This window comes from Joostella atrarenae (assembly GCF_021764745.1).
Lineage (GTDB): Bacteria > Bacteroidota > Bacteroidia > Flavobacteriales > Flavobacteriaceae > Galbibacter > Galbibacter atrarenae.
Map to the genome: position 1 here is coordinate 59731 of NZ_JAETXX010000007.1, position 20252 is coordinate 79982.

The window sequence follows — 20252 nt, forward strand, 5'->3', positions numbered from 1 at the left end:
AAAGAAACTAGCTAACTTTACTTAAATATATTTACCAGGGATTCGTTACTTCGAATCCCTTTTTTTATAGTTTTAATTTAGCGAACAGATCCCAAACCACAACTCCAGCACTTACTGAAATATTTAAAGAATGTTTTGTTCCAAATTGAGGGATTTCTACCACATTCGAAACCATAGAAACTACTTTTTGATGAACACCTTTAACTTCATTTCCAAAGATAACAGCATATCGTTTCTCTTTTTCAATATTAAAATCGTTTAACATAGTAGCATTCTCAGCTTGTTCAATTGCTACAGTCACAACACCCTCCTCATGCAAAGTAGCAATTAGCTCTTCTGTATTTTCTACATACTCCCAAGCAACACTATCTGTAGCCCCTAAAGCTGTTTTATTAATGTCTTTATGTGGTGGCTTTGCAGTAATTCCACACAAATATATTTTTTCAATTAAAAAAGCATCTGCTGTTCTAAAAACAGATCCGATATTATTTAAACTACGGATATTATCTAAAATAATTATAAGGGGTGTTTTTGTAGCTTCTTTAAATTCTTCTACATTTAAACGCTCCAATTCATTATTCTTTAACTTTCTCATCTGAATACTTTTTTGCAAAAGTAGGGAATCTTATTAGACAAAAAAACGAAACCTCCTAGCCCCGATAGAGCTGACACCGCGTATAGGCGAAAGCGGGCAACAGCTTTTACTAAAAACAACTAATAAAGCGCTCCATAATATTATCTATCAACAAAAGTTGTTTATAATAGATACCTTTAAAAATGGTTTAAAAAAATAAAAAATAATACTTTCGCTATGAAACCTAATTTATAAGATTTGGCAGCAACAAAGAAAAAAAAGACTACCCCTTTAATGACGCAGTATAATACCATTAAAGGCAAATACCCTGATGCACTTTTGCTATTTAGGGTGGGAGATTTTTATGAAACTTTTGGAGAAGATGCTGTGGAAACTGCTAAAATATTAGGCATTGTTTTAACTCACCGAAATAATGGTGGCGATAGAACAGAATTAGCTGGATTTCCACATCATTCGCTAAACACTTACCTTCCAAAATTGGTGAAATCGGGTTTACGGGTTGCTATATGCGATCAATTGGAAGATCCAAAACAGACAAAAAGCATCGTAAAAAGAGGAGTTACAGAGTTAATTACTCCTGGTGTTGCATTAAATGATGATATTCTTACTGCAAAATCTAATAATTTCTTAGGAGCAATCCATTTTGGAAAGAAAACACTGGGTATCTCTTTTCTTGATGTTTCGACAGGCGAATTTTTAACCGCTGAAGGTAATGAAGAGTATATTGCTAAACTTCTTCAAAACTTTTCTCCTAGTGAAATATTAATTTCTAAAAAACACAAAGCAGATTTCTTAACTAGTTTCGGAAAAGGATTCCATACTTTTTTTATGGAAGATTGGATCTTTCAAGAAGATTACACACAAGAAACGCTTAATAATCACTTCCAAACAAAATCTTTAAAAGGTTTTGGAGTTGCTCATTTACAACATGGAATTGTAGCAGCTGGAGCTGCTTTACACTATCTTTCGGAAACCCAACACAAGAAATTACAACACATAACTTCTATAGCGCGAATTGCTGAAGAAGAGTATGTGTGGATGGATCGCTTTACCATTCGCAATTTAGAATTATACCAAGCTCCATCAGCAAATGCAGTAACCCTTCTTGATATTATCGATAAAACGATTTCTCCAATGGGTGGACGTTTGCTAAAGAGATGGCTTGCCTTGCCGCTTAAAAATATCGATAAGATCAACCAACGTCATGAGATTGTACAGTTTCTTTCTGATAATGACAATACAACGGCTAGTTTTAGAGATCAGATAAAACAAATTAGCGACCTAGAGCGACTTATTTCTAAGGTTGCTACAGGAAAGATTAATCCGAGAGAAGTCGTTTTACTTAAAAATTCTTTGGAGGCAATTATTCCTATCAAAGAAATAGCTACAAAAAGTGATAATGACGCCTTAAAAAGCATTGGAGATCGTTTAAACTTATGTGATGTTCTTAGGGATAAAATAACGCAAACAATTCATGAAGAAGCTCCTGTAAACATAAATAAAGGGCAAACTATAGCCACTGGATTCTCTTCGGAATTAGATGAGCTTCGGAATCTTGCATTTTCTGGTAAAGACTATCTAAATAACATGCTAGAGCGAGAAATGAAAGCCACAGGAATCTCGTCATTGAAAATTGCTAGTAATAACGTATTTGGATATTATATAGAAGTTAGAAACACGCATAAAGATAAGGTGCCAGAAAATTGGATTCGTAAGCAAACTTTGGTTAATGCGGAGCGTTATATTACTGAAGAATTAAAAGAATACGAATCTAAAATATTAGGAGCAGAAGAGAAAATTGCAATTTTAGAGCAACAGCTTTTCTCACAATTAATATCTTGGATGCATTCTTATATCCAATCTGTACAAACTAATGCGGCTCTAATTGCACAATTAGACTGCCTCTGTAGTTTTGTTCAATTAGCAAAAGACAATAATTACAACAGACCAGAAATAAACGATTCTTACGATCTTGAAATAGAAAATGGAAGACACCCCGTTATAGAAAAACAACTTCCTTTAGGAGAAGCTTATATTGCCAACAATGTGGTTCTTAATAGAGATGAGCAGCAAATTATAATGATTACAGGACCAAATATGAGTGGTAAGTCGGCTATTTTGAGACAAACAGCTCTTATAGTTTTACTAGCACAAATGGGAAGTTTTGTTCCAGCAGAAAAAGCTCGTATTGGTATTGTCGATAAAATTTTTACGCGTGTAGGTGCTAGTGATAATATCTCTTTGGGTGAATCTACATTTATGGTTGAAATGAATGAAACCGCTTCTATTCTTAATAATGTTTCTGAAAGGAGTTTAATTTTACTTGATGAAATTGGTAGAGGTACAAGTACATATGATGGTATTTCTATTGCGTGGGCTATTGCAGAGTATATCCACGAACATCCAGGGAAAGCAAAGACACTGTTTGCCACTCATTACCATGAGCTAAATGAAATGACAGAAACTTTCTCTAGAATAAAAAACTTTAATGTTTCTGTAAAAGAATTAAAAGACAATGTCCTTTTCTTAAGAAAACTTGTTTCTGGAGGAAGTGAACATAGCTTTGGAATACACGTAGCAAAAATGGCTGGAATGCCACAACAAGTAATCCATAGAGCAAACAAAATATTAAAGAAGCTAGAGAAATCTCACAGCAGTGAAGAACTTACAGACAACCTAAAAGCATCTCAAAATGAAATGCAGCTAAGCATTTTTAATTTAGATGACCCACTTTTAGAAAATATAAAAGAAGAGATTCTACATACTGATATAGATACATTGACTCCTGTAGAGGCTTTAATGAAATTAAATGAGATAAAAAGAATGCTTGTTAAGAAGTAGATAATCTGACAGTTATAAATAATTTTAAAATTTATTTAATTCTTTTTCAAAAAAAGCTTTGGTTTTTGAAGAATTGTTTTAAATTTGCATCCGCAATCAGAGATATACTGAGCGCCACAAAGACCAAGTGTTCTTTTATTTATTTAAAACCAATGCGAAAATAGCTCAGTTGGTAGAGCGCAACCTTGCCAAGGTTGAGGTCGCGGGTTCGAATCCCGTTTTTCGCTCAATAAAATGAGCGAACAACAAAAGAAGTTATCAGAACAAATTCTGATTTTCAGAATCGTTTTCGTTCTTTAAAAATATTTCGCTCGAGTGGTGGAATTGGTAGACACGCTGGACTTAAAATCCAGTGGGCAGTAATGTCCGTGCGGGTTCAAGTCCCGCCTCGAGTACTTAAACCCTAGTAAATCTTACGATTTTCTAGGGTTTTTTGCTTTTATAAACATTGGTTTACTGCCCCACCGCAAACCAAAAAGCAACATCAAGAATCTCAGGCGTAAGCCATAAGACAGATATCATAAGCTATTTTAGAAACTACACCTAAAAATAGCTCTCACAGGCAAGGAACTCGCAATAAGTTATAGCCATTAACTCGCATTACCATATTCCTTCTGTACGCTATCCTGTAGATTAACATACAGCAAAGGACTTTTAAACTCTGATCGTTGTAATATTTCAGATTGCTTTTCAACACTCAATCGTGTTTGACTCAATGCCTCCATATCAAAATGCAAAGCATACTTTCTGCGTGCATCATAAATAAGCCATTTTTTATTCGGATATCTACGCTTAAAATAATTCCCTATAAGCGGAATCATATTAAAATTAGAATTTAAAACCGCGACATCCATATCATCATCAGTTGTCTTAAACTCCAAATAAGTTTGAATATGATGCATTTCCCTAGTAACCATACGAGCCACCTGAGACACACGAAGCGCACTTACATTTGAAAGATCTGTATAATTAAAAGACTCCGTAGCATACACATGCATGATATATTGCAACAACACATCTTCCGTACCTTTAATTTCGCTCAGAAAAGCCTTATACATCTCCTTAGCTCCATGTTTTGTAATCTTCACCTCCAAAGAACTCCAAACACGCCTAGCATGCTCCTCATTAGCCTCTATTCGCTTTCCTTCTGCAAACATATCTGGAACATAATGTTTAGGCTTCACTATAGAAACATTTTTAAGTCCTTTATCAAAAACATGGTATACTGCAGATAGAAATCCTGAAAAACTCTCATCGTAAATTAAAATAGTGTTCATAGTAGTCTTGTTTTTATTGAAAAGCCTTTCAACCATTATTTTCTTAATTTTAGGAAATATTCCAATATTTAATAGTCCTAGCTTCATATTTTGATTAAATTAGCAACTGTTATCATTAATAACAATCCAAATATATGGAAAATTTCCAATAAAAAGGAATTATTCCAAAATATTTTATATATTTACATTGCTAAAAAGCACAATATGAAGTCGGAACTCCCTATAGAAGTAATTAGATTTAAAGAGGTAAGAGAAAAGCTAAACCATACACAACAAAGCTTTGCAGAGGTTTTGAATGTAAAAAAATCTACTGCAGATATAGAGCGAGGAAAATCTAAAATTACAGGGAGCGTCGTTGTTGCTCTTATGGAAAATTTCCAAATCAATCCACTTTGGCTCTATGGAAAAAGTAATCAGAGAACTTTAGACACCTCCATCAACACTTCTCCTAAAGTCATTACTATTACACCAGAAAACAACGAAGGCATTGTATTAGTCAATGTAAAAGCGGCAGCTGGGTACCCTAACAACATTCAAGATCTAGATTGGTACGAAGAGCTTCCTGCGTTCACCATTCCACTTCCAGAATACAGAAATACGACCTATCGTGGCTTTCAAGTAGAGGGAGACAGTATGCTACCAAGCCTACACCCAAAAGAGTGGGTTTTAGGAAAGGCCGTGGAAAGTATTTCTATGCTTAAAAATCACTCTATTTGCGTAGTCGTTATGCAAGATAGCGTACTTGTAAAAAAGGTGCAAAAGCATGAAAATAACAACGAATCCCTATCGCTTATATCCTTAAATCCGGATTACCCACCCATTACTATTAACACCTTTCAGATACAAGAATTATGGGAGGTAAGTAGCAAAATCAGCTCTGAAATTAACGATAATTCTGGTTCACTTGCATTAACGCAAATTCAACAATCTTTAATAGACTTAAAGAATGAAATTAACTCATTAAAGAAATAGCAAACTGCATGGACTAATAGCAACAACTATAGTATTTCTGCTAATAATATTTCATAGAAGCAAGCAAGCTTATTACTTCAATAAATCGCTGTTGCCCTCTATCGCCCATACACGGTATTTGGCTCTATCGGGGCTAGTTATATTCTTTCTGGGTTATAAGCTATCAGCAGTAAAAAAATAAATTATTGTTCTATACTTTCAGCAGAAAAAGAAGTAAGCTCATTGTTCTCAAAAGTAACATTCAACTCAATAGGATTACAGCATACCTCACAGTCTTCTACATAAGTCTGACTCACAGAAGGGTCTAATAGCATCGATATTTCTTCCCAGCAATATGGGCATTGAAAATAGTGTTCAAACATATTATTTAGTTCGAAAATCAACCGAAAACTTACAGTTTAAAACTCAAAATTTAAAATCTGACCACTTACCTGCAACACTTCAAGTTCTGCAAGCTTAGCAGTATATTTCGCTCTATTTTTTGCTAAAACAGCATTCAATAAATTTATCTGTGCTTGTCGAAATTCTAAAGATGTGGCCGTTCCGAATTTATAACGTTCTTCAGTTCGATTAAAATTATTTAAACTCGTTGCTACATTCTTTTTCTGAGTTTCCAGAATAAATAATGAATTCTGATACGTTTCCCAAGCATTTCTAATATCTCTCTCTACCGTTAAGTCAACTTGCTTACGCTGTAACTCCTGATTCTCATATTGGATTTTAGCGTTTCTAAGTTGCGTAATACTTTGTCCGCCATCAAACAAGTCCCAAATTAAATTCACACCTCCAGAAAGTCCCGTAGTTGTACTCGTAATAGTAAAAGCCAACGGATTATCATTAGAGCTTTCGTTCCAACCATAAGAACCTGTTAAACCAATTGTAGGCAAGAAATTACCCTTGGCCATCTTTACAGAATAATCATTTATTAGCAGTCCTTTCTCGGTTTGTAGCAAAACCACATTGTTCTGTTTCGCTTGGTTAAGAATATCTTCCATTACTAAGTTCGGGATAAACTCTACCAAAGTATCAACAACAAAATGATTTGAAAGATCTCTATTCATTATCAAATTAAGATCGCGCTTTGTGTTTTTTAATACCTGCTCTTGTTGCAATAAATTTATACTATCGGTATTTACATCCACTTCAGCATTTAAAACATCTAAACCAGTATTCTGACCATATTCAAATTGATATTTAGCACGCTGTAATCGATCTTTAGAAATAGCCAATGCCTGTTTTAAATTAGAAGTATTCTCTGTTAAACGAGCAACTTCATAATACACACTAAAAAGCTGAAGAATAGTTGTCTCTATAGTCTCTCTTGCCTGAAGTTCTGTTAAACCAGATTGCTCTTTTAAAGCTTTATAATTATACAACCTTCCAAGGCCATCAAACAAAGTATAATTAACATTAATAGAAGCGTTATACCTTCTTGTCTCCACATCTTCTGCCGAACGAACTTCTCCATTCGCAAGCTCTCCTTCGGTATCTTCTTTATTAATGCTTGCGCCACCATTTCCTGTAAGAGTAGGTAAATAACCAGAGTTTAAAATTCCAGCGTTATTAGCGGCAATCTCACTCTCATTATTCGCCATTTTTATCCCTAAATTATTATTCAGCGTATAAGAAATAGCATCCTCTTTAGTAAGCATATCTTGTGCAAACAAATTATTTCCAAGAAGAAAAAATCCTATAATTATTATAAGTTTCATACTATTCATGATCTTCTGCATTTTGTTCTTTTACTGCTCTTTCTACTTCTCTAGGTTTTACTTTTTTTCCACTCTTTAACCAAACAGTAGCCACTTTTGTCCTATTACTCATCGATAATAAAATAGGAAGCATTAACAACGTTAAAAGTGTTGCAATAGCAATTCCAAAAGATATCGCTATTGCCATTGGCTTTAAAAACTGAGCTTGTCTACTTTTTTCAAATAATAAAGGAGCTAAACCAGCAATTGTAGTGATGGACGTTAAGAAAATAGCTCGAAATCTAGATTTACCCGCCATTAATACAGACTGAGAGTAACTTTTACCTTCTTTAAGAAAACTATTAAACTTCCCTATTAACACCAATCCATCGTTTACCATAATCCCTATCAAGGCAATAATTCCTAACATAGAAAGTACATTTATAGGGAAACCAAGTAAGTAATGTCCCCAAGCAACTCCTATTAAACTAAAAGGAATCATAAGTAATAATAATAACGGCTGACTGTAACTTCTGAAGGTAAATGCTATAACGGCATATATTAGGAAGATAATTACAGGAAATACTTTCCAAGCGGAATTCGATAACTTCTCCGCCTCTCTATTTTGCCCTTCGTAAGAAGCAGTAACCGTAGAATAATGAGATTGTAATTCAGGCATAATATTGTCCTGAATGTCTGCTAAAATATCAGTAGCACTTTCATCTGGATCGCTTAAATCTGCTTCCACCCGAATTTCTCTAATCCCATTTAAATGCGCAATAGATTCATCTCCCCTTGCGATGTTATAATTTGCAATCTCTCTAAACGGAACTCGCTCACCGGAAGGAGTAATAATTCTCATTTCATCCAAATCATTGATAGAAGCTCTATTTGTTCTATCATAACGAACCCAAACTCGAATTTCATCTTGGCCACGCTGAAAACGTTGTGCTTGAAACCCAAAGAAACCACTTCTTACCTGCGTCATTACAGTACGAAGATCTAAGCCCAAAGCATAGGCACTTTCTTTCAGTTTAATTCTAATTTCTTTAATTCCTTCAGGATCTGTATCAATAACATCTTTTAGCAAAGGATGGGCTTTTAGACGTTCTTTTAAAAATGTCTTAGCTTCTTTTAATTCCTCTCTATTATTACCTAAGAGCGAAACAGAAACTGGTTTACCTCCAAAGTTACCTCCAGAACCAAAAGTTAAACGCTCCACTCCATACACTTCTCCAACGGTATCTCGTAAACTATTAGTGATTAGAAAAGACTCAAAATCACGCTCTTCTCCAGCCAATAAATTAATACTAAGAGAAGCTTTATTGGTTCCAGGGCCTACTCTTTTAATTACATTCTGAACTACTTGCTTATCTCCTTCTTGAATTTCTGAGTATTTCTCATTTACTTTCCATACATTTTCTTCTACTAAACTTATAATAGAATCTGTAACACGTGCATTTGTTCCTTCTGGCATTAATAAATCTACAGAAACACGATCACTGGCTATACTAGGAAATAAAGTTGTACCTATAATACCTCCTCCAATAGCTCCTATTGTTACTATAAAAAACATAGCAAAAATTCCGAAAGCTAATATTTGATATCTCAAACAAAACTTTAGTGCTGGTCCATATACATTATCACGCAAATAGTCCATCATCCTATCTCCATACTTATTAATCTCTTTCATTTTTGAGAAAAATTGTTTTATGGCAGATTTATCTTTTCTAGCCTCTTCCGCTTTATCTACTTTTATCAACGCCTTTGAATGCGCAATATGAGCAGGTAAAATAATAAGAGCTTCAAAAAGAGAAACTATCAATGTTATAATAACCACTGTAGATACTTCTCCAAAAAATTCTCCAATACGGCTATCTAAGAACAAAAATGTAGAGAATGCTAAAACGGTAGTTAAAATAGCAGATATAATAGGCGGTAACACTTCCATCGTTCCATCAACAGCTGCCTTTATTGGCGAAGCTCCTCTCTCGTAATGTTGATAGATATTTTCTGCTATTACAATCCCATCATCCACAAGAATTCCGATTACAATAATCATCCCAAAAAGAGATAATACATTTATAGTAACATCGAACATTCCCCCAAAAATAAATAATCCAAGGAATGAAATCGGAAGACCGAAAGCTACCCAAAATGCCAATCTAGAGTTTAAGAAAATAGACAAGAAAACAAGAACCAATAATATTCCTTGCCATGCATTTGTAGCCAACAACTCTGTACGTTGTTTTAACCTTATTGAAGAATCGGAAACTACATCTAATTTTACATTATTGTATTTATCATTAAATTCTTCAATATAAGCATTCACCTTATCTGCCGCAGAAATCAAATCCTCACTATTGGTATTACTAATCGTAATATTTACTGCTAGGTTCCCATTAAAATAGGAAGCATTTGGCGTTTCTTCAAAACGGTCTCTTATTTCTGCTACATCTCTTAACCTTACCGTTGTTCCCCCAGGTAAAGCCTTTACCACAATATTATTAAGTTCATCTCCATAATAAGAACGGTTATTTGCTCTTATTAAATACTCCTCATTATCTGTCTTTATATTCCCTCCTGTTACTAATAAATTAGTTTGTGAAATTGCAGAAGCCACTTCAGAAAAAGTAAGGTTATAAGCTAAAAGATCTAACTCTCTAACTGCTATTTCTATTTCTTCTTCTGGAAATCCATTTATTTCAATTTGAGAAACTCCATCAAAGCGACGCATATCATTCTCTACATCGCGAGAAATTTTCTTTAATGTAGGTAAAGAGACATTATCTCCACTAACAGTAAAACTTATTGTTTCTCTAACGCTTCTCTGCTTACCTACAATTAAGGGCTCCATTCCAGCAGGGAATGTAGGAACTTGATCTACTGCATTCTTAACTTCTAGCAGCATAAAATCAATATCGTAGCCTTTAAGAATTTCAACTGTTATAGATCCTCCATTTTCTCGAGAAGTAGAGGTCACTCTATCTATTCCTTCAATCCCTTTTAGATTGTCTTCAATTTTTATTACAATTCCTTCTTCTATTTCCTGTGGTGCTGCTCCTGGATATGCAACACTAATATTTATGATTTTAGAATCTATGAGAGGAAAAAAGGAAGACTTTAAGGTAAGTGCTCCGAATATTCCGAAAATTACAAATGCTAGAATAAAAACATTTACTGCAACATCGTATTTTATAAAATAGGCTAGTAATTTTCTCATTCTGCTGCTTCTTGTTTTGTGGTACCATTAATATTAGATGCATCAGAAATTTTAACTACCATCCCTGGGTATGCACCCGGAATAGATCTAGTAATTATTTTTTCTCCATCAGGCACATCTTTCAAAACAACTTCTCTATCAGAATAAAAAATTGGATTTACCTTCAAAAGACTTAAAACTGTATCTTTAACCGCATAGATATGTGATTCATCTACCATAAGAGATCTATCTATTTTTATAGCACTTGGCTCATCCATTGCTACTAAACTAGCCTCCATATACATTCCTTCTTTTAATGTAGCTCCTTCTGCCTCTATAAATACTTTAACTGTTTGCGTAGCCTGATCAATTTTTCCATTAATTCTACTAACCTTTCCTTTCCAAGACTCTGTATGCTCTAAATTGGAAAGCGTCACCTCTTCTCCTACTCTTAAAAACTGACTATAAGATTTATTAACTGCAACTTCCATTTCATAAACATTAGGATCAATAAATTCACCTAATTTCTGCCCGTTTCTAATCAAAGTTCCTTCGTTTACTAAAGCTTCTGTAAGAACCCCTGTAAATGGCGCTACAATTGTATACTTCTGTAGGCGTTGTTCTAAATTCCTAATATTATAATATGATGAATTAATTCCTCTTCCGATAATAAAATTAGTCTCCTGAACAGACGACGACTCTGGAAGTGTCGGAATAGGTTTGTCCATATTAAAACTAGAAAGATATTCCTGCCATTTAGGATAAGCATCTGGATAATCTAATCTTAAATCTGGCATTATAGAAGTAATCAGATTTATAAAACTACTTTTTTGAGACTGCACAGAAGCATAAAATTCCCCGTCATTAATTCTTAATAACACACTTCCTTTCCTGTACTCTTGACCTTCCTTGAACAGCTTGCTACTTCTCTCAAAAACGCCTTGTACTTCAGAATAAATTTCTATTCTATGTTTTGCTAAAAGGTTTCCGTTATTTGTTACAACGATTGGTATCTCCTTATTCTTAACTGTTTCTACGAATACAGTTTTTACTACTCTTTTTACATTTCCTTCAGATTTTTCTTTTGAATCGATAAGGTAATTCGCAATAAAAATTGCAAAAACGATTAAGAGTACCCCAAGGATACCTAATATAATTTTTCTCATTGTAGTGGATTAGTTCAGTAACTCACAAAACTATTTATAAGAAAGCGAGCATAAGGTTAAATGTTTCTTAAAAAACTAAAAAAAATCTTAAACCCAAAAAAAAGAGTGTTGGTACGATACCAACACTCTGTAAATCAATCAAACTAACTAAAATATGGAATCATTGCTTACGTTCCATTATCATATACGCAAATTCAATGTTGTTGATTAATGCGTTACGAATATATTAAAGTTAGCATAATATTCTTTTAAATGCATATATTTTCGATGAAATGCACAATTATTTAATATTTTGCAACTCTTCAGTAAGAGAATACCACTCTTCTGTTTGCCTTTCCAACTCCTCTTTTTTCTTATTATAGTTCTTAAAAAAGTCTGGTTTTGCGATCAACTCATCGTGGTTAGTTGCAAGCTCTTTATCTATAATTGCTATTTCTTGTTCTAAACTAGCAACGGTACTTTCCGCCTTACTAATTCGGTTTTTTAAAGATTTAAGCTTTTTTTGGTCTTCAAAAGATAACTTTTTAACAGGCTCTGATTTCTGCTTAGTCTTTACGACTTCCGTTTTCTTTTCTACTGCTCTAAAGTCCTCTGCTTTTCTTTCCTCAAGATAAAAATTAATATCTCCCAAGAATTGTTTTATCTTTTGATCTCTAAACTCATAAACACTATCTGTAAGTCCTTGTAGAAAATCTCGATCATGAGAAACTAATAACAAAGTCCCTTCAAAGTTCTTTAAAGCCTCTTTTAAAACATTCTTAGATTTTATATCCAAGTGGTTGGTAGGCTCATCCATTACTAAGACATTAAAAGGATGCAATAGCATTTTACACAATGCCAACCTATTTCTTTCTCCTCCAGAAAGAACCTTTACCTTTTTATCAACCTCATCTCCTCTAAACAAGAAAGAACCCAACATATCTCTAACCTTAGATCTATTACTATCTCTAGCATCATCCAGCATGGTGTCTAAAACTGTCTTTTCTCCATCTAAATATTCCGCTTGGTTCTGAGCAAAGTATCCAATCTGCACATTGTGTCCTAGTTTTAGTTCTCCACTGTTTTCTATCTCTCCAACAATAATTTTAGCAAGCGTAGTTTTTCCTTGTCCATTTTGACCAACAAAAGCAGTTTTTACGTTACGCTCAATAAGCATATCGACATCGTTAAGCACAACTTTATCTCCATATTGCTTACTTACTTTATTAGCTTCTACAACAACCCTTCCTGGCTGAACAGAAACTGGGAAACGGATATTCATTACCGCATTATCCTCTTCATCAACCTCTATACGATCTACTTTATCTAATTTCTTAATCAACGATTGCGCCATAGAAGCTTTAGAAGCCTTAGCTCTAAATTTCTCAATTAATTTCTCAGTCTGCTGAATTTGTTTCTCTTGATTTTTCTGAGCATTTAATTGCAACTCTCTCATTTCTGATCTCAATTCTAAATATTCAGAATATGGTTTGTTATAATCGTATGCTCTCCCTAGTGATATTTCGATGGTTCTGTTTGTAACATTATCTAAAAACATTTTATCATGCGATACAATTACAACAACTCCAGCATATGTTTTTAAAAACTGCTCTAACCAAATTATAGATTCAATATCTAAGTGGTTGGTAGGCTCATCCAGTAATAGCACATCGTTATCTTGAAGCAATAATTTTGCTAATTCGATACGCATACGCCAACCTCCAGAAAAAGTATCTGTAAGCTTATTAAAATCTTCTCTTTTAAAACCTAAACCTAATAGAACACGTTCTGTTTTTCCTTGATAATTATATCCACCAATAATCTCATAATGATGCGTAAGATCACTAAGATTTATCATTAACTGGTTATAACCTTCACTTTCATAATCAGTTCTCTCCGCTAGTTGAGTGTTAATCTCATCTAACTGTAGTTCCATGGCTTTAATTTCTTCAAAAGCTTGGTAGGCTTCTTCAAGAACCGTATTCCCTAAAACAAAATCGATATCCTGTTTTAAAAAACCTATGCGTACTTCTTTATCCGTAGAGATTACACCACTATCTGGCTCCATCTCTTTAGAAAGTAACTTTAACATAGTAGATTTACCGGCTCCATTTTTTCCAATAAGACCTATACGGTCTCCTGGGCTTAATCGAAAAGCGATTTCTTCAAATAAATATTCTCCTCCAAAAGAGACAGACAAATTATGGACGTTCAGCATTTTATTGTTTTTGTTACATTCTACTATAATAGATATAGTATATTTGCATAAATTTTTTGCAAATGTTAAAAAAAGGAAGCAAACTATACAGTATTTTAACAGGAAGTTGTCCTAAATGTCACGAAGAAAGCATGTACGCTAGTAAAAACATGTACGATCCTCGTGAAACGATACATATGAACGAGCATTGTTCTAGCTGTGGATCAAAATATAAAATCGAACCTTCTTTCTTTTACGGAGCTATGTATGTTAGTTACGCAGTTGGAACTGCCTTTGCTGTAGCTGCTTTTATTATTTCTTATCTTTTCATCGGATCAGATCTTAAAACTTCATTTATTGCAATTATTGGAACTCTAATTCTTTTCATGCCTGTAATCATGAGATTATCGAGAAATATTTGGATTAATTTCTTCTTCAAATACGATTCGAAAGCTGTAGAGAACAATCAGAAATCAAAAGACATCAACATTTAAGCATCCGTTTTACCTACATATTTTGTTGGGTACTTCTTTTTATAACGAACGATATCTATTTCTTTTTCCAAAGGAATATTATTTTCTATAGCTTCAAAAAGTCGTTCTGATACATACGGTGCAATCATAACACCTCGACTTCCCAATCCGTTTAAAATATATAACGGAGTATGTTTTGGATGGTTACCAATTAAAGGTCTTCGATCTACCACTGTTGGCCTAACGCCTGCTATATGATCCACTACCTTATAATCACACTTTAAAAAGTTTTGTAGCTTCTCTTCCAATTCATTCCTAGAAGCTTCTGTAGGCGTATTAGTTTTATCTTTCCATTTATTAGTTGCTCCTATCTTAAATCTTTTTCCTCCTAATGGAATAATAAAAACGCCCGATTTTAAAATAAAGTCCAATTCTAACTCATCACACTCTATTTCTAATAGCTCTCCTTTAGTTCCTACAAGTGGCAAATAATTAAAATAAGGATTGCGATTAAGTCCAAAACCTTCACAAAAAACGATATGCTTAGCTTCAATCCCTTTATAATTCACACTCGCTTTATTAATTTCAAGCGCATGATAATCAAAATGCTCTTTTTTTAAGCGCCCTTTATCATCTAAATATTTGGTATAACTTACTTGCAATAAATCGGTATGCACCCTTCCTGTATGTAAAACCTCTCCAAAACCCAATGGAGCATCAACAGATGGATTATCATTTTTTATAAGCTTTGTAGATAAAAAAGGTTGCAGTCCTGGCTTATCAGAAGCTTCAAACCACATATTTTGCTCTTCAATAGATACAAATCTTCTATATACAGGAATCTTATGATCTACTTTTACAGAAAGCTTATTTTCTAAAGCCTTATAAAATGGTGTTAGCATCTTTAATTGCTCTTCGGAACGCCAAACACTTGTAAAACGCTTTAAAGTAACAGGATTATACATTCCACCAGCTACATTTGATGATTGCTGTGAATCATCGTCAAAAACAATAAAATCCTTATTGTTTTTTTCTAACTGCTCACAAAATGCAATTCCTCCAAGTCCAATTCCTACAACTATATAATCTATCATATCGCAAAAGTACTATTTATGAACGAAACTATGTAAAAAGAAAAACCACGCTTTCGCGTGGTTTCTGTGTTATTATGTATAGAATTGGAATTAATACACTCTTAATAACTCCACATATCTTGTTCTTTATCTCTAATCTTCTCCTCCAAACGTTGAGATTCTAAGAGCTGGAACATTGCATTATCTGGAATATAATCGTTTATAGATCTATCTCCCTGAACATTCTCTTCTTTATAAATAACAGCATTAAAACGTCTGCTATTTAACAACTGATCAAAAGAAATGGGTCTTGAAGAGTTCTGATTATTAAATGCTTTCGCATCGTGAAGAATTTCTCTTGCGCTTGGAAACCAAACCCAAAACAATTCTACCAAATCTGAACTTTCACTATCAATAAAGTTTACATCTGGAGCAACAGGCGCCAAACCTAGTAAACGATATTTAAGCTCTCCTTGGCGTTTATCAAAATACCAAAGCCCTTTTATACGCCATTCTTGAATATCTGCTGCAGTAAGCTCTCTCCTATTTACATATTCTAAAGAAACTTGCTCTCCTGCATTTAACTGCTCATACCCAAGATCTGTAGTATCTACTTTTTGCAAAGTAGCTTCTAAATCTCCGAACTTACGTTTCTCCGTAAAATACGAATCAACATAAATATCTTTTAGATTTCCACTTTTGATGTTTTTAATAATAACATCATATAAAGATCTACGGTCACTTCCTATATCGATTGTATCGATAGGATAGTAAAATGGGAAGTTTATACGCTCGTCTAAGTCGATACGTTCCCAAACAGTTTTAGACCAAAGGATATCCCTATCATCGACATAACCATATGGCAATGGCTCATCGTTATCGGCCTCTATCTGATCCGCTGTTTTTTCACCAACTTCTTCTGGAGTCTTCGCATTAAGCAAATTTGCCTGTGCAAAGGTTGTTCCAGATACAAGAACAGCTGCTATAGTTAATACAATACCTTTCCAATTCATAACAATAATGATTTATTAATTCGTAAGCTCAACTACAACAGGAGAAACTTTTTTAAGCTTATAAGACCTGTTATTAGTTATGTAAGCTTCAATATCAAAAATTTGAACTGCCTCTCCTCTTCCTGCTCTTTTTAATGCAGATTTAGCACGGCTATCCAATTTATTCCCTCTTACAGATACTGTTGGTTGTCCAGGAACTTTAAATTTAAATCCGCTAATTGCTAAATTTAAATCAAAGTCAAAATCTTCTAACATCGCTCCAACAGTTGAAATTTCAAGGTTGTTTCTTGGCATTTTAACTTCACCATATTCACCTCTAATTGTTCCTGAAGGACGTGGAATATCTTTAATTCTGAATTCTGATGTTGAAGAAACTCCTTGTCCGTCTGGCAGTGTACCACTAGCCTTAATAGACACTGTTCTTCCTGTACCAGGAACCATAGCATATTTACTTCCTGAAACTTTTTTAAGTCCAGATGCAGATGCGCTAACTTTATTATCTGGAATACCAGGAATAGAAATCGTAATCGGATTTGAAACTCCACGGTAAACAACATTCATTTTATCTGCTGAAATTACAGCTGCATTAGGCTTTGTAATTGTAGCAAACTTTTGAGATACAGGAACTTCAATTGGCTCTCCGTCTTGCTTAAAGATTAAATTCCCTTTTAACTCATGATCTCCAGCACTTCCTGCACTTACTTTAAGCTTAACGCGACCGTTCTCAATAACAAAATCGTCACCTTCTTTAAGATCTCTACCATCCAGTTTAAGGTTAACTTCGTTTGGTTTTGTAGAACCATCTTTTCTACCTAAAACAATAGCTCCATCAAAAGTCTCTCCTTGATAGTAAGCAGATTTTGGTTGCTCTAACAAAGTTGTATAGTTAGTCATAGATAAACTAGACGCCATTTGTTCTTGCAACATCGCTTTTAAGATATCATCTTGAGTAGACTTAATATCAGATTGTAATAAAGTAAGTTTTGTTAAAGATGCTACTAAAGGAAATCCTTCATAATGATAATTCAACCAATCGATTTTCTTACCATCTCTATTTTCAGACTTTCCATTTTCATCCCCTGTATTAAAGCGCTCTATTATAGTAGCCTTTAAACGATCTTTTTTATCAGCCCTCATCAAAGTATCAGGAATTTCCGTGATAGTTTTGATAGTTGTTTCTCTGAAATTATTAATATAATTAATGAATCTCTGTCCTTCTGCTGAATAACGATCTCCTTGAAAGAAAGCCTGATCTAAATAATCTGACTTATCCATCACTTCGTAATCCTTAAGATCCTCCTGAGGAATTTTCGCAACCATTTGAGATTTTAAACTATCCAAATAGTTATTAAACTGCCCTGATGTTTCTTTTATTTCCTGTACATCTTCAAAAAGCTCAGCGTACTCTAAAGGCGAATCTTGTGATTTTTGTTGTAAATCGTTGAATGCAGCTAAATTACGTTCTGTAGCTTTATTATTAAAGTTTGTAAGCTTTTCGTTTAATAAACCGAAAGCAGACAATACCTCTTTACTCATATTCAACGCCAGCATTGCGATGAAAACCAAATACATTAGGTTAATCATCTTCTGACGTGGTGATAAACTTCCTCCTGCCATTTTAAATAAGTTTTAAATTAATAATTATTAGTTCAATAAAACCTATTAATTAGCAGGTCTATTCATAGCAGAAAGCATTCCACCATAAACACCATTTAATGAAGATAAATTTGTCGTTAGAGACTGCATTTGATCCTTAAGTTTCCCAGCATTAGCAGCAACTTCTTCTTGAATAGTAGCTTGCTTGTTAGCACTTTCTAATTGTACTTTATAAAGGCTGTTTAAAGATTCCATTTGTGCAGCAGCTAAAGAAAGCTCCTCACTATATTTTTTAGTTGAAGTTAATGCTTCTGCAGTTGGAGAAATATTTTTTGCAGCTCCTTCAAAGTTTCTGATACTATCTCCAAGACTTGACATTAATGAAGAGTCAATTTTTGCTTCTTTAAGCATTTCATCTAACTTCTTAGATAGTTGCCCTTCCGCTTCTTTAACTTCAACTGCGTCTTTTTTTCTATTAACAGCAGCTCCTCCAGATAATTCAGGATAAACTATTGTCCAGTCTAAATCGTCATCAACAGGTTCAAAAGCAGATATTGCAAAAATTAATGCCTCTGTAATAAGACCAACAGCAAGTAAATGCCCTCCGTTTACGGGACCTAATTCCCAGTGTAAAATTTTAAATAACGCACCGAGTATTACAACCGCTGCTCCAAGCCCGTAGGCCATGTTAAAAAGTTTCTTTGATGATTTTGATTGTGCCATAGTGATAAATTTTTTAGTTAAGTAATTTTAATAAGTAGTAATTTGGTTTAAAGCTTAATTTTGGGTAGTTTCTGTACCCATGTAATCTTGAACTGTTCTAAAGCCGATATAACTTCTTGCAGAATCTTGATACTCATAATCTCTAGTACTTACCTGTAAAAAGTAAGCCACGTCTTTCCAAGAACCACCTCTTATAACCTTACGTTTGTTTTCGCCATCATAAGTGTTTGGGTTCATTGTAGAAACGTACTCGTACGAATTGGGGTCGTATGATGAATTTGTCCATTCAGAAACATTACCTGCCATATTATAAAGGTTATAGTCATTAGGATCGTATGACTTTGCCTCTACAGTATAAAGCGCTTGATCTGCAGCGTAATCCCCTCTTAAAGGCTTAAAGTTTGCCATAAAGCAACCTCTATCATTTAAAATATAAGGACCACCCCAAGGATATGTTCCAGACTCGATTCCTCCTCTGGCAGCATATTCCCACTCCGCTTCAGTAGGTAATCTAAACTGATTTACAAATTGTTGATTTTTTTGCTTCTGAAAATCATTTTTGTACTTTGTTCTCCAAGCACAAAAAGCTTTCGCTTGTTTCCAAGACACACCAACTACAGGATAATCGCTATAAGCTTCACTCCAAAAGTAGTCGTTATGCATTGGCTCGTTATAAGAATAACTAAAGTCTTTTATCCACACCGTAGTATCTGGATATACTAAAACCTCTTCATGCTTGATAAAGTCTTTACGACTTCCACCTGATTTTGCTCTAGCTGCCGCTTGGATATCCATCCAATCGTACTGAAACTTTAATTTAGTTACATCGATCGTACGTTGACCATTATATGATTCCTCAATAGGAATATACATGGTATCCATAACTTCTGTGTAGTATTCATCTGGGTATTCAGACACATCCCAAATAAGGTCCATATCTTTATTCAGTTTTCTTCCTTCGAAACCTGTTTCTCCCATTCCAGCATAATTAAAAAGCATGTACTTTTCATACTCGGTAAGGTCGGTAGTATCTGCATCTTTAAACGCAAACTCTCCAATCCCTCCACTTCCTGGAATTTCACCTAATTCATCGGCAAGGATAGCTAATTTCGTGCGAACGATTGAATCTTTCACCCATTCTACAAACTGGCGATATTCGCTGTTTGTAATCTCAGTTTCGTCCATATAAAATGAACGCACTGTTACGGTCTTAGTTGGGGCATTGAGAACATCGGCCATGTCTTCTTCAGACCTTCCCATTATGAAAGCTCCTCCGGGTACAAGTGACATTCCGTAGGGCTTTTCGGGATGCCATTTTTCGCCGCTCACGCCAACTAATTCTCCTCTGTCATTAGAACCACAGCTGGTTAATAATAATGTAACAGATGCTAATAGAAATAGCTTTTTCATATACATAATTGAGGTTAAATTACATTCTTAGATTTAAGATGGTA

At 34.2% G+C, this 20252-nt stretch carries 15 protein-coding genes, 2 tRNA genes and 1 pseudogene; 5 read left to right on the top strand and 13 right to left on the bottom strand.

Annotated features, from left to right (window positions below):
* Positions 1-64: 64 nt before the first annotated feature.
* Positions 65-595, bottom strand: a complete 531-nt coding sequence (locus tag JM658_RS11270; RefSeq protein WP_236959370.1) for a TrmH family RNA methyltransferase — start codon at positions 593-595, stop codon at positions 65-67.
* 273 nt (positions 596-868) lie between these two features.
* On the opposite strand from JM658_RS11270, the gene mutS reads away from it, so the two are divergent.
* From mutS to JM658_RS11285, 3 genes are all read left to right on the top strand, one after another.
* Positions 869-3436 (top strand): DNA mismatch repair protein MutS, encoded by a 2568-nt coding sequence (gene mutS / locus JM658_RS11275; protein ID WP_236959371.1) that lies wholly within the window; start codon positions 869-871, stop codon positions 3434-3436.
* Positions 3437-3590: 154 nt separating this feature from the next.
* Positions 3591-3663: transfer RNA gene (locus JM658_RS11280), tRNA-Gly, on the top strand.
* Between the two features lie 82 nt (positions 3664-3745).
* Positions 3746-3831, top strand: a tRNA-Leu gene (locus JM658_RS11285).
* Between the two features lie 195 nt (positions 3832-4026).
* On the opposite strand, the gene JM658_RS11290 is transcribed toward JM658_RS11285, so the two are convergent.
* The gene (locus JM658_RS11290; protein WP_236959372.1) at positions 4027-4713 is read right to left on the bottom strand and encodes a TIGR03915 family putative DNA repair protein; all 687 of its coding nucleotides are present in this window, start codon (positions 4711-4713) and stop codon (positions 4027-4029) included.
* A gap of 204 nt (positions 4714-4917) precedes the next feature.
* On the opposite strand from JM658_RS11290, the gene JM658_RS11295 reads away from it, so the two are divergent.
* The gene (locus JM658_RS11295) at positions 4918-5685 is read left to right on the top strand and encodes a LexA family transcriptional regulator (protein ID WP_236959373.1); all 768 of its coding nucleotides are present in this window, start codon (positions 4918-4920) and stop codon (positions 5683-5685) included.
* Positions 5686-5867: 182 nt separating this feature from the next.
* On the opposite strand, the gene JM658_RS11300 is transcribed toward JM658_RS11295, so the two are convergent.
* The 6 genes and pseudogenes from JM658_RS11300 to JM658_RS11320 form a co-directional block, all read right to left on the bottom strand.
* Complete coding sequence (locus JM658_RS11300; protein WP_236959374.1) at positions 5868-6047, bottom strand: CPXCG motif-containing cysteine-rich protein; 180 nt, start codon at positions 6045-6047, stop codon at positions 5868-5870.
* Positions 6048-6083: 36 nt separating this feature from the next.
* The gene (locus JM658_RS11305; protein WP_236959375.1) at positions 6084-7406 is read right to left on the bottom strand and encodes a TolC family protein; all 1323 of its coding nucleotides are present in this window, start codon (positions 7404-7406) and stop codon (positions 6084-6086) included.
* Complete coding sequence (locus tag JM658_RS11310) at positions 7399-10575, bottom strand: efflux RND transporter permease subunit (RefSeq protein ID WP_394800477.1); 3177 nt, start codon at positions 10573-10575, stop codon at positions 7399-7401. The genes JM658_RS11305 and JM658_RS11310 overlap by 8 nt, the downstream gene beginning before the upstream one ends.
* Positions 10553-10627 (bottom strand): annotated as a pseudogene (locus tag JM658_RS17260) (hypothetical protein); the annotation flags it as partial. The gene JM658_RS11310 and the pseudogene JM658_RS17260, both read right to left, overlap by 23 nt.
* Positions 10596-11744 carry an efflux RND transporter periplasmic adaptor subunit gene (locus JM658_RS11315; protein ID WP_236959377.1) on the bottom strand — a complete coding sequence of 383 codons (1149 nt, stop codon included), beginning with the start codon at positions 11742-11744 and terminating at the stop codon, positions 10596-10598. The pseudogene JM658_RS17260 and the gene JM658_RS11315, both read right to left, overlap by 32 nt.
* A gap of 280 nt (positions 11745-12024) precedes the next feature.
* Entirely contained in the window at positions 12025-13941 is a 1917-nt protein-coding gene (locus JM658_RS11320) for an ABC-F family ATP-binding cassette domain-containing protein (protein ID WP_236959378.1), read from the bottom strand.
* 62 nt (positions 13942-14003) lie between these two features.
* On the opposite strand from JM658_RS11320, the gene JM658_RS11325 reads away from it, so the two are divergent.
* Positions 14004-14414, top strand: a complete 411-nt coding sequence (locus tag JM658_RS11325; RefSeq protein WP_236959379.1) for a DUF983 domain-containing protein — start codon at positions 14004-14006, stop codon at positions 14412-14414.
* Here the strand turns inward: JM658_RS11325 and JM658_RS11330 are convergent.
* The 5 genes from JM658_RS11330 to porK form a co-directional block, all read right to left on the bottom strand.
* On the bottom strand, positions 14411-15487 hold the full coding sequence (locus tag JM658_RS11330) for an NAD(P)/FAD-dependent oxidoreductase (RefSeq protein ID WP_236959380.1): 1077 nt from the start codon (positions 15485-15487) through the stop codon (positions 14411-14413). The two genes, JM658_RS11325 and JM658_RS11330, sit on opposite strands and share 4 nt — an antisense overlap.
* A gap of 101 nt (positions 15488-15588) precedes the next feature.
* A complete protein-coding gene (gene porN / locus JM658_RS11335) occupies positions 15589-16479 on the bottom strand; it encodes a type IX secretion system ring subunit PorN/GldN (RefSeq protein WP_236959381.1) in 891 nt (296 codons plus the stop codon).
* Positions 16480-16494: 15 nt separating this feature from the next.
* The gene (gene porM / locus JM658_RS11340; RefSeq protein ID WP_236959382.1) at positions 16495-18096 is read right to left on the bottom strand and encodes a type IX secretion system motor protein PorM/GldM; all 1602 of its coding nucleotides are present in this window, start codon (positions 18094-18096) and stop codon (positions 16495-16497) included.
* A gap of 45 nt (positions 18097-18141) precedes the next feature.
* Positions 18142-18798, bottom strand: coding sequence for a type IX secretion system motor protein PorL/GldL (gene porL, locus JM658_RS11345; RefSeq protein ID WP_236959383.1), 657 nt, complete (start codon positions 18796-18798; stop codon positions 18142-18144).
* A 54-nt stretch (positions 18799-18852) separates the two neighbouring features.
* The gene (gene porK / locus JM658_RS11350) at positions 18853-20208 is read right to left on the bottom strand and encodes a T9SS ring complex lipoprotein PorK/GldK (RefSeq protein ID WP_236959384.1); all 1356 of its coding nucleotides are present in this window, start codon (positions 20206-20208) and stop codon (positions 18853-18855) included.
* Positions 20209-20252 lie beyond the last annotated feature (44 nt).

Coding starts and splice junctions, on each gene's coding strand:
- JM658_RS11270 (WP_236959370.1), bottom strand. CDS start 595: ATGAGAAAGTTAAAGAATAATGAATTGGAGCGTTTAAATGTAGAAGAA.
- mutS (WP_236959371.1), top strand. CDS start 869: ATGACGCAGTATAATACCATTAAAGGCAAATACCCTGATGCACTTTTG.
- JM658_RS11290 (WP_236959372.1), bottom strand. CDS start 4,713: ATGAACACTATTTTAATTTACGATGAGAGTTTTTCAGGATTTCTATCT.
- JM658_RS11295 (WP_236959373.1), top strand. CDS start 4,918: ATGAAGTCGGAACTCCCTATAGAAGTAATTAGATTTAAAGAGGTAAGA.
- JM658_RS11300 (WP_236959374.1), bottom strand. CDS start 6,047: ATGTTTGAACACTATTTTCAATGCCCATATTGCTGGGAAGAAATATCG.
- JM658_RS11305 (WP_236959375.1), bottom strand. CDS start 7,406: ATGAATAGTATGAAACTTATAATAATTATAGGATTTTTTCTTCTTGGA.
- JM658_RS11315 (WP_236959377.1), bottom strand. CDS start 11,744: ATGAGAAAAATTATATTAGGTATCCTTGGGGTACTCTTAATCGTTTTT.
- JM658_RS11320 (WP_236959378.1), bottom strand. CDS start 13,941: ATGCTGAACGTCCATAATTTGTCTGTCTCTTTTGGAGGAGAATATTTA.
- JM658_RS11325 (WP_236959379.1), top strand. CDS start 14,004: ATGTTAAAAAAAGGAAGCAAACTATACAGTATTTTAACAGGAAGTTGT.
- JM658_RS11330 (WP_236959380.1), bottom strand. CDS start 15,487: ATGATAGATTATATAGTTGTAGGAATTGGACTTGGAGGAATTGCATTT.
- porN (WP_236959381.1), bottom strand. CDS start 16,479: ATGAATTGGAAAGGTATTGTATTAACTATAGCAGCTGTTCTTGTATCT.
- porM (WP_236959382.1), bottom strand. CDS start 18,096: ATGGCAGGAGGAAGTTTATCACCACGTCAGAAGATGATTAACCTAATG.
- porL (WP_236959383.1), bottom strand. CDS start 18,798: ATGGCACAATCAAAATCATCAAAGAAACTTTTTAACATGGCCTACGGG.
- porK (WP_236959384.1), bottom strand. CDS start 20,208: ATGAAAAAGCTATTTCTATTAGCATCTGTTACATTATTATTAACCAGC.